This window comes from Paraburkholderia sp. NPDC080076 (genome assembly GCF_050281145.1).
Classification (GTDB): Bacteria; Pseudomonadota; Gammaproteobacteria; order Burkholderiales; family Burkholderiaceae; genus Paraburkholderia.
On record NZ_JBNNWQ010000007.1, the window covers coordinates 66,143 to 81,989 of the forward strand.

Annotated in this window: 12 protein-coding genes and 2 pseudogenes; 10 read left to right on the forward strand and 4 right to left on the reverse strand. The window is 60.5% G+C overall.

Going from position 1 to position 15,847, the window contains the following annotated elements; translation table 11 throughout:
* Nucleotides 1-335 precede the first annotated feature (335 nt).
* Nucleotides 336-578 (forward strand): annotated as a pseudogene (locus ACQKRQ_RS26130) (GNAT family N-acetyltransferase); the annotation flags it as partial.
* Nucleotides 579-817: 239 nt separating this feature from the next.
* Nucleotides 818-1,351: a GNAT family N-acetyltransferase gene (locus ACQKRQ_RS26135; protein ID WP_427480390.1), complete on the forward strand. Its 534-nt coding sequence runs from the start codon at nt 818-820 to the stop codon at nt 1,349-1,351.
* A 546-nt stretch (nt 1,352-1,897) separates the two neighbouring features.
* Here ACQKRQ_RS26135 and ACQKRQ_RS26140 read toward each other — a convergent pair.
* Together ACQKRQ_RS26140 and ACQKRQ_RS26145 are read right to left on the reverse strand one after the other, a co-directional pair.
* Nucleotides 1,898-2,968: an alpha/beta fold hydrolase gene (locus ACQKRQ_RS26140; protein WP_427480391.1), complete on the reverse strand. Its 1,071-nt coding sequence runs from the start codon at nt 2,966-2,968 to the stop codon at nt 1,898-1,900.
* A 19-nt stretch (nt 2,969-2,987) separates the two neighbouring features.
* Nucleotides 2,988-3,713 carry an SDR family NAD(P)-dependent oxidoreductase gene (locus tag ACQKRQ_RS26145; RefSeq protein ID WP_427480392.1) on the reverse strand — a complete coding sequence of 242 codons (726 nt, stop codon included), beginning with the start codon at nt 3,711-3,713 and terminating at the stop codon, nt 2,988-2,990.
* Between the two features lie 187 nt (nt 3,714-3,900).
* Between ACQKRQ_RS26145 and ACQKRQ_RS26150 the strand changes: the two genes are divergently transcribed.
* Nucleotides 3,901-4,497 (forward strand): TetR/AcrR family transcriptional regulator, encoded by a 597-nt coding sequence (locus tag ACQKRQ_RS26150; RefSeq protein ID WP_427480394.1) that lies wholly within the window; start codon nt 3,901-3,903, stop codon nt 4,495-4,497.
* A 292-nt stretch (nt 4,498-4,789) separates the two neighbouring features.
* Here ACQKRQ_RS26150 and ACQKRQ_RS26155 read toward each other — a convergent pair whose 3' ends face one another.
* Complete coding sequence (locus tag ACQKRQ_RS26155) at nt 4,790-5,905, reverse strand: transglutaminase domain-containing protein (RefSeq protein ID WP_427480396.1); 1,116 nt, start codon at nt 5,903-5,905, stop codon at nt 4,790-4,792.
* Between the two features lie 320 nt (nt 5,906-6,225).
* Here ACQKRQ_RS26155 and ACQKRQ_RS26160 point away from each other — a divergent pair, with 320 nt between their 5' ends.
* The 6 genes and pseudogenes from ACQKRQ_RS26160 (at nt 6,226) to iolB (ending at nt 13,481) form a co-directional block, all read left to right on the forward strand.
* Entirely contained in the window at nt 6,226-6,666 is a 441-nt protein-coding gene (locus ACQKRQ_RS26160; RefSeq protein WP_427480398.1) for a porin, read from the forward strand.
* 1,000 nt (nt 6,667-7,666) lie between these two features.
* The gene (locus tag ACQKRQ_RS26165) at nt 7,667-9,292 is read left to right on the forward strand and encodes a putative bifunctional diguanylate cyclase/phosphodiesterase (RefSeq protein ID WP_427480400.1); all 1,626 of its coding nucleotides are present in this window, start codon (nt 7,667-7,669) and stop codon (nt 9,290-9,292) included.
* Nucleotides 9,293-9,375: 83 nt separating this feature from the next.
* Nucleotides 9,376-9,648 (forward strand): annotated as a pseudogene (locus ACQKRQ_RS26170) (IS5/IS1182 family transposase); the annotation flags it as partial.
* Between the two features lie 415 nt (nt 9,649-10,063).
* Nucleotides 10,064-11,116: a mannonate dehydratase gene (gene uxuA, locus ACQKRQ_RS26175; protein WP_427480893.1), complete on the forward strand. Its 1,053-nt coding sequence runs from the start codon at nt 10,064-10,066 to the stop codon at nt 11,114-11,116.
* Nucleotides 11,103-12,581, forward strand: a complete 1,479-nt coding sequence (locus ACQKRQ_RS26180; protein WP_427480402.1) for a mannitol dehydrogenase family protein — start codon at nt 11,103-11,105, stop codon at nt 12,579-12,581. The genes uxuA and ACQKRQ_RS26180 overlap by 14 nt, the downstream gene beginning before the upstream one ends.
* A gap of 69 nt (nt 12,582-12,650) precedes the next feature.
* Nucleotides 12,651-13,481, forward strand: a complete 831-nt coding sequence (iolB, locus tag ACQKRQ_RS26185) for a 5-deoxy-glucuronate isomerase (protein ID WP_427480404.1) — start codon at nt 12,651-12,653, stop codon at nt 13,479-13,481.
* Between the two features lie 16 nt (nt 13,482-13,497).
* On the opposite strand, the gene ACQKRQ_RS26190 is transcribed toward iolB, so the two are convergent.
* Nucleotides 13,498-14,493, reverse strand: coding sequence for a LysR substrate-binding domain-containing protein (locus ACQKRQ_RS26190; RefSeq protein ID WP_427480406.1), 996 nt, complete (start codon nt 14,491-14,493; stop codon nt 13,498-13,500).
* Between the two features lie 186 nt (nt 14,494-14,679).
* Between ACQKRQ_RS26190 and ACQKRQ_RS26195 the strand changes: the two genes are divergently transcribed.
* Nucleotides 14,680-15,846 (forward strand): M24 family metallopeptidase, encoded by a 1,167-nt coding sequence (locus ACQKRQ_RS26195; RefSeq protein ID WP_427480408.1) that lies wholly within the window; start codon nt 14,680-14,682, stop codon nt 15,844-15,846.
* Nucleotide 15,847: the final 1 nt, after the last annotated feature.

The following is a 15,847-nucleotide window of genomic DNA, read 5'->3' on the forward strand; positions in this document are numbered from 1 at the left end:
TACTTTGCCGCAGTCTGCTCGGTCCCCAATGCTTAAGGGCGACGCAACCAAGACTCACCGCGCGAACAGTGCACACGCGTGCGTCACTTTCAGTTTGTCGATTTCGTGTTGGTCCGTCTCCGGCAACTTGGGAACCGCGTTCCGCATCCGGCGACAATCGGGCCAATTTGAGACGTTCGACATCGGCGCAGAGATAGTCGACAATTTGAAGCATCTTCTATCCGCCAACGTTGCCGACGATTTTGACCTTTCCAAATCTCCCTACGTCCGTTGAAACTGGCCGCCTGATTATTCGGTGCCCACTACCCGAAGATGCCCCTCAGCTCTTCGATGCGATGTCGAAGTTCGCCCGGACAGGGTTGATGACGGAGGCGGTAAGGGCGGCTGTCGTCTATGCTTTTACCGAACTTGGATTGCATCGGGTGGAGGCAAATATTCAACCTGGGAATATCGCGTCGATCGCACTTGTGCGTCGGTTGGGATTTAAACACGAAGGCTTTTCGCCTCGCTATCTCCGCATAAATGGCGAATGGCGCGACCATGAGCGATGGGCGTTCTTGGCCGACATGCCCGACTAGACATGGCAGCCATTCGAAAAACAATGTGCTCACGCAGAAACTGTTTTTGTGCCAATATTGACAGCATGGAACTTCGTAACGTCCCGAGCAAGGCTCGACACCACCATCACGGTCGCTATCCGTTGCGCCGTGGTTCGTTACGTCCATAGCAAGGAATTCGACCTCACGGTCCATTCCATGTGCAAACGACCAGGGCGCCTAAGGCGCCTTTTTTATTTCTCCACCATCAAGCGCTGAACATGACCGACTCGATAAGCTATCGACCCGCAACCATCGACGACATTCTGAAAATTTGCGAGTTGGGTCAAATCTTGAACGCGATCCACCACTTGGCGCGCCCCGATATCTATGCGGACGCCACAACTGAGTTCGGCCGGGACAAACCGCACTGGCTCTCTAGCCTTCAGGAAGGAGATCGAGCTACGTTTCTTGCCGAGCTTGGCAGCAAGGCGGTCGGCTTTATCACCGTTCAAGTGGTGCAGCCGATAAGCCCGTTATTGCAACCGATGGTCGTTGGCCGCATCGGCTCGGTCGCTGTTTCCGAACAACTGCGGGGACGCGGGATCGGCAGCACACTGATGAAACTCGCAGAAGAGTGGGCGCGGAAACACGGTGCCACCGACGTTAGGTTGGCCGTTTGGGCGTTTAACGAACAGGCGGTCGATTTGTACCAAGAGCTTGGCTTCGAAATTCGTGCGTTCGAGATGGGAAAGCGAATTCAGGTTGCTGGGGATGTGATCGCCGGTGGACGTGGTGAGGCAACCAGTGCATGAACACTGGTTACCCCTAGATAGGGCTTCTGCGCGCCTTGGTTTTGTGGAGGAAGGCGACATTCGACAGGGGGTACTGGAAAGGTGGCTTTCATGACGTTCGTTTTTTTAGCTTGATCAAGGCTGAACGCCTCATCTATCCAACATCGTAGGTTCGGACGAGTGATCAATGAGCCAGGCCGTTGTCCGCGACCGTCCGCTACCGAGAAAGCTGACGGTCCCTTCAGGGTCCGAACTGCGCCGCTCAAAGTCACTTTTTGCGGGGTCTTCCTGGCGGCGATAGTTCGACAATCGGCCCAAATTGCGCCAGTCGACGGCGTAGTTGCGCGGACGCTCGAACGGCTGCTCCGCACTCGATCACGGACCGTCAAGCTTTATGGTTTGCTCTTCGCGACGGATCGCCGCTCACCCGTTCTAAGTTCGTGCCACGTCGGAGCGTACATCCCGGTCGGTTGTCAGTCGGAACCAACTGGCAACCAACAGGATTTCGTCGCTGCCCCGCTCACACATAGGCGTGAAGAATGGCAGCGGGCGGTGTGCATGATCTGGCTAGAGCATTCGACCGAGGAAGACGTGCATCTGCTTGGCGATCTCCTCGCTCTTGTCGGCCAACGCGCAATGACCGCTGTCTGTTAAATGGATCTCGGCGTTAGGCACAACTTCTCGATACCGCAGCTGACTCTCGGCCGGAAACAAGATGTCGTTTTTCCCGCTAACGACCAGCGTAGGCGGTTTTTGCGCACGCAGGTAGTCCTGAGCACTCTTGAGTGCGGGGCCATTGGTGCGGATGTCGTAGAGCAGATCGAGTGAAATATCCGCAGCACCGGGGCGCTGCAACGAGGAATAGTCGATTTGCCACTGCTCCGGATCGATCAGGGATGTATCTTGAACGCCCGTGAGGTACAGATCGCGGACCACGTCGAGGGTTAGATAGTGTTGTCTGACCTTCTCGCGGCTCCCGTCCGTTCCGTCTTTCCAATACGACACAAGCGGCCCGAACCATGGGCTTGCACCCAGGAACAACGGATTGTTTTGCGCTACCAGCGCTTTCATCCGCTGAGGGGTTTTCAGCATCACGCGATATCCGACGAGGCCGCCGAAATCCGTCGCGTACAACACGTATTGATCGATGCCGACCTTGTCAACGAACTTGCCGATCGTCTCACCGAGCACGTCAAAGGTATAGGGGGCGTGCGAGCGATCGGGGATATCGCTGTTGCCGAAACCTGGATAATCCGGAGCGAAAACATGGTAGTTCGCGGACAGCTCGTGGATGAGATCACGAAACATCGCGGATGACGACGGCCAGCCGGGCAGGAGTAGGACGACTGGCGCACCGGGTGCGCCCGCTTCGCGGTAAAAGATCGAAGCTCCGTCGACATCCACCGTGCGGTAGCGGGTCGGAAAAGCCGGATTTCCAGCGAGCGACGATTTTCCAATAGGGTTGGTAAGCTGAGGTTTGGCCGACGTTGCGCGGGTTACAACCATGGCTGCACCAGCGAGAAAACTCGTTGTAAAGGAACGGCGTGTAATCATCAAGGTTTGTCCTGCGAGGGTTAAAACATAACCATCCGTTGTCGCGGCAAAATCGTCGTGACGACGTCTGGGGCGAATCGACATCTGCCGATCAATCCGGTATTTAGGTGCCGAGGTGCAGCGAGACGTGTTCCAGCTTCCGGTTGTCGCTCGACCACAGTTGCTCGACTTGCTGCGCCAACGGATCGGGGAAGATGTAGGCGTGCCCTTCGGCGATGCCTTTCACTATATTGACGGCGGCATATGCCGGCGTCGCCTTATCCGGATAAGGTACTTCCTTCGCCAAGGCCGTCTCGATCGGTCCGGGATAGATGCCGACAACCGTCACGTTGTCTTTTTCCAAGGTCCCTCGCAGAGACTGGGTAAGAGAATGCAGCGCTGCCTTGGAAGCCGAGTAACCGGCCATCAAGGGAACAGCCGACAGGCCGACAACGCTACACATATTCGCGATGGTGCCGGACTTGCGGGTCACAAACTGCGGGGTGAATGCCCTTAGAACGCGAAGGGTACCGAAGTAATTTGTCCGCATGTCGTCTTCGAAGGTTTCCCAGTTACTGCCGAGAAAATCGCCGAAGGCCAGCGTGCCGGCGTTGTTCACAAGCACGTCCACATCCTGCGCTGCTGCAGCTGCCCCGTTGACGGATGGGTCGCTCGTGATGTCCATCTCCAACGGAACGACCCGCGGGTCTTCGAACAGCGGCAGCGCCTTCGGATCGCGCGCTGTGGCGTAGATTTTCGCCACGCCAACCTTCAGCAATTCCTTCACGATGGCCGCACCGATGCCGCGATTGGCGCCGCTCACCAGCACGACTTTGTTCGAAAGAGTCATGATCTTCTCCTGAGTGTTTAACTACCCGATGTCGGGATACGGAAAGCCATTCGGCGGGAGTTTTGCCAAACGCTTGCACCGCATAAGTAAACGACATCGTTTACTTATGCGTATATGTAAACGATGTCGTTTACTATGTCAACGGGATTTGTTATAAATGCGAGGTGGACTTCAAGAGGGTGACGAGATGGAGCAGGGCACGGAAATCGAAGGCAAGAAGCTGGATATTGTGAAATATGCATTCGATCGCTTCTACGATGCAGGCTTCCATGCGACGGGAATGGAAGCGGCCTTGGCCGGCAGCGGCATATCGAAGCGCACGCTTTACAAGTATTTCCCGTCGAAAGAGGATCTGATTGAGGCCGTGTTGTGGCTCTATAGTGAAGGTGTCGTGCATGAACTCTTCGATCCGGTCGCGCACATCAGCGACCCGCGCGAACAGATCATCGAGTTCTTCGACGTGCGGAAGATTACCGGCCGAATGCTCACGCGCGGCTGTCTGGGAGTGAAGGCGGCACAGGAATATGCCGGGAAGCACGAGGGCATCGTTGAACTTGGCATAGCGGCAAGTTCACGCGGTGAAATGAAGTTCCTCGAACTGTGCAAGCGGGCGGGATTTGCCAAACCTCAGCGTCTCGCCAAGCAACTGAACCTGCTTCTTCATGGGGCGTTGGCGCTTTCGCACGCGTCGGGTGAAACCTCGGCGTTCATGCTCGCAAAGGACGCAGCGTCGGCGGTCCTGGAGAACGCGCGTTTGTTGCAGCCTACGCGTGCAGGATCGTAGCTTCAGAACTGCAAAACCTGGCGGCCGTTATACGTTGGAAGCGGTCATACCAGAGCAAGTCTTTTGGCCGGCCGCTCAGGGTCGGGAGTGTGAATTCGCTGATGCAGGAAGCTGCCGTCTGGCCGCTCGATGCCGCCGCCGTCAGCAATCCGCCGCATTGCTGACGTAGAACCCAGCGCATCTCAATGTCGGCAATGGCCGAAGTCCGTTCCAACACCGGGACGGCATGCAGGTACGTTCTCGTGAGTACCCTTATCGCGGCGGCGTCGGGCGCCCGCCATGCATGCCTCAGTCAGCGTGCCACCACGCGTATCAGCCCAGCCGCCGGACCCGGCTTCGCCAGCTCATCTGCCTGATCATCGGCGACGCGCCACTTCGGAAACGTCCCTGAGCCGTCGACTTTCCATGGCTTTCCCATTTCGTCGACATACATCGCGTTCGAGTTTCGGCCGGCCGCCGACGCGCGCCGCAGTGCGCCCGGCGCAGCGCGTTCGAATGACCGGCTCCCCTGTTCATTGAACACTGTCGCAAGCGGCCGCCGCGCCTGGCCCGACCGGCTGAGCGGCGTGGCAAGCGGTCCCGCGGGCGCGCGCAGCACCGCGTCGGCGGGCTCTCGGCCAGCGAGGATCGCGCCGAGCAGCGCGGACGGACCGCTCGAAGCCGATGCTTCATTGGTCGTATCGCCGGTGCGCCTGGCGGTCGGCGCGCTCGGTGAATCGAGTGCGAGCGGTTCGCTCGCGACGTCGATCTGCACGACAAGGATGACATGCCAGTCGTCCGGCGTGTTGTTGTAGCGTGGCGCGAGCGAGACGAGACGCAGCCGCGCGATGTCGAAACCCGCGTCGCGCAGCAGGAGGTATTTGGCGACGGCGAAATCCTTGCACACGCCGCTTTCGGTGAAGAACCGCGCCGGCGCGTAGTAGCTGCCGTCGGTTCCGTCGCGGTAGCGAACCTGGTTGACGAGCGCGTCGGCGAGCAGCACGGCTGACGTATCGCCGGCCTTGACACGCTTTGCCCGCACTTGCGCAACGAGGCGGGTCCAGCCGGCGGGTTCGCGCGTCAGGTGGATGCGCAGCGCTTCGCGCAGGCGCTGCACGCGGCCGATCGCGTCAGACGATGGTTCGAGCTTCGTGTCGGCAAGCGGCAGGAGGAACATCAGGTCGCCGACTTGCGCGAGCTCCGGGCGGATCTTGCGGTTGGCTTCCCACCACGTCCCGGTGCGCAGGCGCTCGATACCAGCTTTCAGTGTGTGAGGCGTGGCCGAATCGCCGGGGCCCGCGTCGTGCGTGCCGGATGCATAGCGTTGCGATGGGGCCGGCAGGTTCGCGGCGCCCACGACGGCGGGCAAAAGCATCGCGGCCGCGAACGAGCACTGGAGAAAGCAGAGGAGCAGTCGAGCGAGCGGCATATGCAAACTCCCGGAAGCCACACCGGGCGCCGATGCGCCTGGTGGTTCGAAGCCTCCCGATGCCGTTTTACGCTATGCGCGCAAGGCAACGCTGGCTTGAAACCAACATTGCATGCGACGTGCCAATCCGTCGTGTCGCTCTACGCCATTGATTAAACAGGAAATTTTCTTTGCGGGTAGCGTGCTGAAAACGCCTCGTGACGCCCGCCGCCCAACAGACACGCGATACCTGTTAGCGTCATCCGCACACTTTGCCCTGAGCGAAGTTGGGTTCCACGCGCGGCCGAAGCAACAGCATCTGCGTTGGGATCGAAACCCCAGTGTTCAGCGGCTTCGCCTCGGCGAATGTGTGGCAGATCTTCGGCGCGGCGGCTTCTTACAAGATCGGCCAGGGGAGCATTGGGCTCGTATATACGAACGCGCGGTTTCAGGACATCCGGCATACAGCGTCCACGCCGAACACGGGCAACGCGAGTTTCAACAGCTATGAGATCAATGGTCGCTATAACATTACGCCCGCATTGCTGATCGGCGCGTCGTTCGACTACACGAAAGAGTCCCGCGCCAAATACGAGCAGATCGATTTCGGTCCGAACTACTCGCTCTCCAAGCGTACCGACATCAATCTGGTCGGCGTGTGGCAGCACGCGTCGGGTGTCGATTCGACAGGACATGCCGCAGTCGCGGCAATCAGCACGCTAGGCCAGTCGTCGACGCCGACCCAGGTCGCTGTCAAGTTTTCATTACGGCATCGCTTTTGAACACCGCCTCCCCCGACTTTGCTAGCCCACGATAAAAAATAACGCACTGGCATGCCGTAAAAAAGCCGGTATGCCAGTCACGTGGCGCGTGTGGATACCTCGCGATGCCTTCGATTCAGGTCGCGAATGGTCACGTCGCCGGAATGCGATAGCCTGACATGACCGGCTGGCAATCTTACTTTTCTGAGAAAAGCAGAGACGCACGTCATCAATACCGACTTAGAGATTTTTGCTGTGAAGGGCGCCTCAGGCGCACCGCTGCGCTCGACCACTGTCGAGGTCGGCTATGGCTCCGCCGTGCAACCCGGTCGTCAGCCTAAGGAGAAAACTGTCGATGGGAGTTCGCATTCCCTCCCGACAGTCGACTGGCCGGTAGTGACCGACTGCACATGCCCAGTCCCGTCGCCGTAAGCCTCCGCTCGAAAACATCCGCCCTGCGTCGGCGGCAGCTCGTCGGCGTCATATCCCAGCGGGAGCAACCGGCCATTAGCGGTCCCTTGCGATCCGTTCGGGAATGTATGCCCAAGGGCGCCGCCTTTTGATGACAGGGTGACGGCGACTCGTCGACTGAGTCGCCCTGTACAAAGCCTATTCCGTTAAACGCGAGCAAGCGTTAGCTTTTTGAGGAATCGAACGGTCACTCGTGACCTAAACTAGCCCATCATAAGCCGCAAATTCAGAAGTTCGCGGACTTACTCGACAGCGGGAAGGCGGTCGCGTTTGGTCGTCCGATTGATTACAAAGCCAACGCGCGATGGATGATGGACTTGCATCGGGGATGGCATCATCTCCATAGGCAGCGGGTTGCAAGGGTGTCCAGATGTTTGAGGTGGCGGCAAAGGCGGTTAGAATGCGATGAGCCCACGGTATGCGCACAAGCGATGCCTTTGGCTCCGACGCGAACAGAAGGCACAAAAAAATGGAACGACAGACTGACTCTCGTCCTCCCCGCCCGACAGATGCCGACGCCCGACAGCCTGCACCGCCCCACCTAGCCGACATGCTTGATAGCCTGAGCGACGGATTCATGTCGATAGACAGATCGTGGCGCTTCAGCTACCTGAACCATACCGCTGAACGATACTTGCAGCGGGACCGGCAAAATCTGCTCGGACGTGACATATGGCAGTGTTACCCGGACCTGGTAGATTCTGGCTACTATCGCGCCTATCAGCAGACGGCGGCAACGGGACTGCCGGGCCGGCACACTGACTATTACGCACCTCTCGGCGCGTGGTTTGAGGCTCGTTCATTTGCCCACGACGATGGCATCACGGTGCTTTTCCGCGACGTCACGCGCGAACACGAGCACGCGGCGCAGCTGGAATTTGAAGCCAGTTACGACTATCTGACTGGTCTGGCCAACCGGCGCAAGTGCATGGAAGTGCTATCGCGCGCGGTCGCTGAGGCTGCTTCAACGGGCTTTACGCATGGTACTTCCCTGGCGGTGCTGTTTGTTGACCTGGACCATTTCAAGGAAGTCAACGACGCGTTCGGTCATGCTGTCGGCGATGATCTGTTGCGCGGCTTTGCGAAAAGGCTTCTGGCAATTCTTGACCCTGATTTTTTCGCCGCGCGCGTCGGGGGTGACGAGTTCGTTCTCTTGTTACGCAATACTACTGAAAGCGCGGCAGAAGCGTTCGCGCACGCGGTGCTCAGCGAGCTCGCAATGCCATTTGAAGCATGTGGAAGGGCTGTCTCCCTGTCGGCCAGCATTGGCATCGCGCTACTGAGAGATGCACCGGAATCAGCCGAGGCGTTGCTGAGTCATGCCGATACCGCCATGTACGCAGCGAAGTCATCTGGCCGGTTTCAGGTATGCGCGTACGATGGAACCCTCGACCAGGGCATGCGTGACCGCCTTGCTTTGCGCATCGATCTTCGTGAGGCATTTGCGGCGAACGAGTTCGAGCTTCATTTCCAGCCTCAGATAGCACTCGCGGACGCTTCCCCAATCGGCGTCGAGGCGCTCCTTCGCTGGCGTCATCCTGAACGAGGCCTGCTCACGCCGTACGCATTCCTGGATGTGTTACTTGAGTCCCCATATGAAGGCGCCCTCGTCGAATGGCTGCTCAATGCAGTTTGCCAGCATATCGGTGCATGGCGACGGCTGGGTGTATCCGTACCGCGGATCAGTCTCAATCTGTCGGCTCGGCAACTTCTCGGTGCGGGACTTACAGATAGGATTCTCCATATCGCGAGGGCACACGACGTCTCCCCCGCAATGCTCGATATTGAAGTCACGGAGGACTCTCTAGTGAGCGATATCGAAAAGGCAACGTCCGTTCTTGCCGCGCTGAAGCAAGCCGGCATATCCACATCGCTGGACGACTTCGGATCTGGATACTCCAGCCTCGGCTATCTGCTCCGGCTGCCTATCGACACGCTGAAGATCGACAAGTCGTTTGTTCGAGCGCTGGTCGATTCAGAGAAGGCGTCTGCGGTCATCCGAGGTATTGTCGGTCTCGCTCGTTCACTGGGAATGAAAACTGTCGCGGAAGGCGTGGAGTACCCACATCAGGTCGCAGAGTTGAAGGACGCCGGATGCGATTCCATTCAGGGTTATCTGGTTAGCCGCCCGCTTGACTCGAAGGCCCTGGTGGAATTCATGCTGCGTTTGGGATAGCGCCAAACGGAAATGATGCTCGCGCGCTGCTGGCGCGGTGAGCGTCAACCAAGTGAATTGGCCGACGGCCTCGTCAACCACGTCAATATCGCTGTCCTACTGGACACGTACTACGCAGTGATCGGCGCAAATTCAGCAATCCCCGCACGCGCGTCACGAAGGCTGACGCGATCATCTATCGGGCAAGCCAGCTGGACGTAAGAACTGTTCGATCGCTGCTGTCCGAATACGCCGTTCCGCAAGATCGCCCATCGCATCCATGAAGCTGCGCGCGACGAAATCAGGCCGTGTTGCGAAGACGCCCGAATACAGCGATCCTGGCGTGAGCGAAGAAGGTGGAAATGCTCTTTGCCCATCAAACGCATGCTGCATTGTTAGCGATATCGATTCGCCCGCGTCGCGCAACGTGTTTTATGTCGAGGAGCGCGCCATCGACTTATGTAGCACTGCAGCCGTTGGCTGAGCGAGAGGAAGACGGGGAACTGAACGGGTCGCGCGTGCTGTTTCTGACAGCAGACAGGCGGCAAGCTTGCAGCTCCATGTATTCCATAATCGTATAGATAATGCATTAATCTTCATTATAAAGGCATGTCGATCGCCGCTAGTATGCAGAGTCCGGGCTATGCCCCTGCGTGAAACCGACAGGCGCACGGCGTCGATCCGACGCCTCGCCGCGCTGGACCAACGCGGAAAGGCCGAACCAACCATTCACTGATACGCAGCGTCGTTGAAGGCGCAGCGAGCGTGTGAGGAGGAGACTCGAACGTGAAAATGACCTTTCGCTGGTATGGCGACACGGACCCCGTGCCGCTCGCTTATATCCGCCAGATCCCCGGCATGGTCGGGGTCGTCTCGGCGATCTATGACGTGCCTGTGGGCGAGGTGTGGCCGATCGACAGGATCCTGTCGCTGAAGGAGAAGATAGAGGCGCACAGCCTGACGCTGGAAGTGATAGAAAGCGTGCCGGTGCACGAGGACATCAAGCTCGGCAAACCGACGCGCGACACGCTCATTTCCAACTACGGCCAGACGCTGCGTAACCTCGGCGCCTGCGGTGTGAAGGTGGTCTGCTACAACTTCATGCCGGCTTTCGACTGGACCCGCACTTCGCTGGAAATGCGCCTGCCCGACGGATCGACGACGCTCGCGTTCGACACGCAAGCGATCCGCGAGCTCGACGTCAGCCAAGGTATCCAGTTGCCCGGCTGGGACGCGAGCTATCGGCCCGAGCAATTGAAAGCCCTGCTGTGCGAGTACGAAGCGCTTGACGAAGCCGGTCTCTGGGCCAATCTCGACTACTTTCTGCGCGCGATCATCCCGGTGGCCAAAGAAGCGGGCATCAAGATGGCGATCCACCCCGACGATCCGCCGCGGCCGATTTTCGGACTGCCGCGCATCGTGAAGAATCGCGCGGACCTGCAGCGCGTGCTGGCTATCGTCGACGATCCCGCCAATGGCCTGACGCTGTGCTCGGGGTCGCTGGGCGCGGACCTGCAGAACGATATTCCGGCACTGGTGCGCGAGTTCGGCGCACGTGGCCGGATTCATTTTGCCCACCTGCGTAACGTGCAAACCAATGCCGCGGGCGATTTTCATGAGACTTCGCATCGCTCGGCCGATGGCTCACTCGACATGGCGGAGATCGTCAAAGCCTATTTCGAAACCGGCTTTGAAGGCTATGCAAGGCCGGACCATGGGCGAATGATCTGGGGCGAAACGGGCCGCGCCGGCTACGGGCTATTCGACAGAGCGCTGGGTGCGGTCTACCTGAACGGCATCTGGGAAGGTCTCGCCAAACATCCGGCCGATCATGCGGCTGAGTAATGCCGCGCTGGCTTCGCTCGCGGCGCGCGCTGCTGGCGAAGTCGTTGTTCCCGCCTACGATCGCGCGAGCCTTGCACCGGGCATTGTCCACCTGGGCCTCGGGGCGTTTCATCGCGCGCACCAGGCCGTGTACACCGAGCACACGTTGCGCGCTGGCGATCACCGCTGGGGCATCGTCGGCGTGTCGTTGCGGCGTGCAGACACGTCGGAGGCGCTCGCTCCGCAAGATCATCTGTATGCGGTGGATGTGCGCGACGGCACCGCGGATTCGTTCCAGGTCATCGGTGCGCTGATTGCTTCGCTGGTCGCGCCGCAGTCTCCCGTCGCCGTGCTCGACGCGATGACCGATCCGCGCTGCCATATCGTCAGCCTGACGATCACCGAGAAGGGCTATTGCCGCAATCCGGCCAGCGGTGCATTGCAGTTCGATCATCCCGACATTGCCCATGATCTGCGCGAGGCCGCCGCGCCCCGCAGCGCGATCGGCTTCGTCGTGCGTGCGCTGGCGCTGCGCCGCGCGGCCGGTCTGGGCCCGTTCACCGTGCTGTCGTGCGACAACCTGCCGTCCAACGGCGATACGATGCGCGCGTTGACGCTGGCGTTCGCGCGCGAAACGGATGCTGTGCTGGCCGACTGGATCGAGCAAGAGGGCGCATTTCCCAACACGATGGTGGATCGGATCGTGCCGCTCACCACCAACGCCGACCGTATGCGCGTAGCGAAGCAACTCGGTGCCGACGATGCGTGGCCGGTGATGACCGAGCCGTTTTCGCAGTGGGTGATCGAGGACCACTTCGTGGGACCGCGGCCGGCGTGGGAACGCGCAGGCGCGACACTCGTGAATGACGCGCGCCCCTACGAGCAGGCCAAATTGCGGATGTTGAACGGCGCGCATTCGGCGCTCGCGTACCTCGGGTCGCTGGTTGGCTATGACACCGTCGATCAGACGATCGGCGCACCGGCGGTGCTCAACTTTGTCGAAAGCATGTTGCGCGACGAGGTAGAGCCGACGCTGTCGCGACCCGCTTTGGCCACCTATCGCGCTGAACTGTTCGCGCGTTTTCGCAACACCGCGCTAGATCACCGCTTGCAACAGATCGCGACCGACGGCTCGCAGAAACTGCCGCAGCGCTGGCTGGAAAGCGTGAGCGCCAACTTGAAAAGCGGCGCGCCGACCGAACGTCTTGCCTTTGCGCTGGCCGGCTGGATCGCGTACCTCAACGGTCAGGACGAGACAGGGCGCACTTACGCGATCGCGGATCCCCTCGCCGGCACACTGACCGAAGCGGTCCGCGCGACCTTGCACGCGGATGCCGTCGATACGGTACGACCACTGTTCGAAATCGAGTCGATTTTCGGAGGCGATCTGCGCGCGCACCCGCGCTTCGTCGCGCAAGTCGCACGCCATCTGGCGGTGATTCGTGCACAAGGCGTCGTCAAAGCGATGGGCGCTTTTACCGCTTGAGGCCATGCACGTGGCCGCAGCAACCGCCGCGTTCTACCGGCTAGTAGCCCTAAATAATTGGAGGAAGACATGAGCAACCTGCTCGTCAAACCATCAAAGCATGCCGAAGACGGCCAGATCATCCATATCACGCCGGCGAGCGCCGGCTGGCAATACGTCGGCTTCGATGTTTTCGACCTGACGCCCGGCGCGACAGTGACTCGGGAGACGGGCGATCGCGAAGTCGTGGTCGTGCTCGTCAAGGGGCACGCAATAGTCGGTTGCGAAGGACTCGTGAGCCGCGAGATCGGCGCACGGATGTCACCGTTCGATGGCGCGCCGTGGTCCGTGTATGTGCCGCCGTATACGCGCTACGCGATCCTGGCGACGGACGACGTCGAACTCGGAATCTGCTCCGCGCCCGCGAAGGGCGGTCTGCCGCCGCGCTTCATTGCACCTGACGAGGTCAAGCAGGAAACCCGCGGCGCTGGCGCCAACCTGCGTCACGTGCGGCACATCCTTCCGGAAACCGAGCCGGCGGAGAGCTTGCTGGTGGTGGAATCGGTGACGCCCGCGGGCAACTGGTCGAGCTACCCGCCGCATCGCCACGATACCGACGACGGCGAGCAGCAGACCTATCTCGAGGAAACCTATTACCACCGCGTCTCGCCGCCGCAGGGCTTCGCGATTCAGCGCGTCTATACCGACGACCGCAGTCTCGACGAAACGCTCGCGGCGTACGACAAGCATGTCGTGCTGGTGCCGCGCGGCTATCACCCGGTTGCCGCCGCGCACGGCTACGACCTCTACTACCTGAATGTGATGGCCGGTCCGCGTCGCACCTGGCACGTGCACAACGAGCCGGCGCATGAATGGTTACTACAGTCCGCCGCAGTCGTCGCGGCGGACGGTCTGCGCTGAGTCCCGTCGCGGTAAGTCAGTCGCTGTCGGCGTCGGGGCCTTGGGTATCGAATCCGGCGGCCTCGCGCAGCGCTTGCAGCATCGCCCGCGCACCCGGTGAGAGCCTGTCGCCGCGCCGCGTGACGATGCCCGCCGGTCCGAGCTTCAGATCGAGTTCGAACGGTAGCGGTTCGAGCGCGCCGGCAATGCAATACGGCCGCACCGGCTCGCGCGCAAGCGGCGCGATCATATCGCTCATCTGCAGCAGGCTCGTGATGACAGGTAGCGACGAACTCTCGACCACATCCGTCGGCAACGCGAGCTGCCGTTCGAGAAAAAGTTGCGTGAACTGATTGCGCATCACGTTGCCTTTCGGCGGCAAGATCCACGTTTGCGGCGCCAGTTCGTCCCAGTTCAGAGCCTTGCGCTTGACGAGCGGATGGCCAGCGCGTGCGAACAGCGCGTGCTGTGCTTCTGCGAGCGGGGCGTAGTGCAGTTCCGCCAGATCGTCCGGATTGCGGATTCGCGCCACGATCATATCCAGCTTGCCTTCCTGCAGACGCTGCACCAGCACCTCGCTGAACTCCATCTCGATGTTGATGCGAATCTGCGGAAAGCGTTTCTTGAGTAGCGCCACGGCTTGCGGCACGAGATTGGTGGCCGCCGTGACCTCGGTGCCGATCATCGCCTGCCCGGTCAGGCCGGCTTTGAGCGCGGACACTTCGTCGTACGCATGCCGCAACTCCGCCAGCACGCTGCGCGCATGGCGGATCAGCACCTCGCCGTACCAGGTGGGCTCGACACCGCGCGGATGCCGTTCGAACAATGGCACACCCATCGTCTCTTCCAGTTCCCGCAGCAACTTGGTCGCCCCGGGCTGCGTCATGTGCGCGGCGTCCGCCGCGCGCAATACCGAGCGATGGATGTCGAGCTGAACGATCAGGGCCAATTGGCGCGTCTTCAGACGCGTGGGGTCGAAGCGGCCCGTCGCGATCGTCCCCGCGCCGCCGTCCGGACGAATTGCCGAGGTCACGATGTCGTCTCCATGTATTCCGTATTGATATAGATTTTGCGTTATTTTTCATTATAAAAGCATATCGATCGATTCTACTATGCATCAGACGCCCTGCATTCCAAGGCGGGCGGTTTCCCATCATGGGCATCGAGAACGGCTGCATCCAGCATCCGCGCATGCAGCCGCACAGGAGACGAAGAAGCAATGAACATCCGTACCGCAGATATCCCGCCGGAAGGCATCACTACCGACGAGTTCCTCGGCCGCGTCGCCAAGGTCCGCAGCGCACTCGACAAGGCGGGCCTGGTCGGCCTGCTCGCTTTCGGCGATTGCTGGCGTGGCGCGAACATCGGCTACTTCACCGAGTTCCGTCCGCTCGACGGCGTATCGGACATTGCCAACGCGATCCTGCTGCTGCCAGTAGACGGCGACCCCGTGCTGTTCGTGTCGGATCAATGCTTCGACTACGCGACGAGCGTGACCGCCTTCGAGGTGCGCAGCCTGCGAGAAGTCACGCAACAGGTGCAGGCGTTTTCGGCGCGGCTCCGCAGCGGCACGGTCGGCCTTGCCGGCGCCGCCTATATCCCCGCGGACCTGCTGCAGCGCCTGAACGCCGGTCTCGGCGAACTGAAGCTCGAACCGACGATGGTGCTGGCCGAAATCAAGGCGATCAAGAGCGACGCCGAAGTGGCGCTGATGCGCAAAGCTGCCGCCTTGACCGATTCGGCGATGGTCGCGATTCGCGACGCGCTCGCCGACGGCCGTCCCTACACCGAGCGTGAACTCGCTCTAATCGCTGACCGTGCGATGCTCGCGGGAGGAGCAGACCGGACCGCGTTCGATTCGATGGTGCAATCCGGTCCGCGCTCGGCATATAACCTGGCGCGTCCCACCGACCGCATCCTGCAACCGGGCGACCTGATCATGACCGACATCGGTGCGCGTTATCGTGGGTACGTCGCCGATGGCGGACGCGGTTTCACCTACGGTCCGGCGAATCCCGAGAAGATGGCGATCGTCGCGGCAGCGGCGCGCGCGGTCGAAGCGGGGCTGGCCGCCGCGCGTCCCGGCATGGCGGCCATGGAACTGAACGCGGTGATCCAGCAGGCGCTGGTGAAATCGAACTACGAGCAATACTCGAGCGAAGCGCGCGGCCATGGCACCGGTCATGGCACCGGTATGGACCCGGAAGAAGAAGCGCCATGGATCGGGCCGGGCAACAAGACCGTGCTGCAGGAAAACATGGTCTTCACCTTGAAGGCGACGATCACGGTGCCGAACGTCGGCGGTTTGCGCACGGAACGTATCGTGCGGTTGACCTCGGGCGGCGTCGAAACGCTCGACCAGTTCCCGATGGAACTGCACTGGTGAG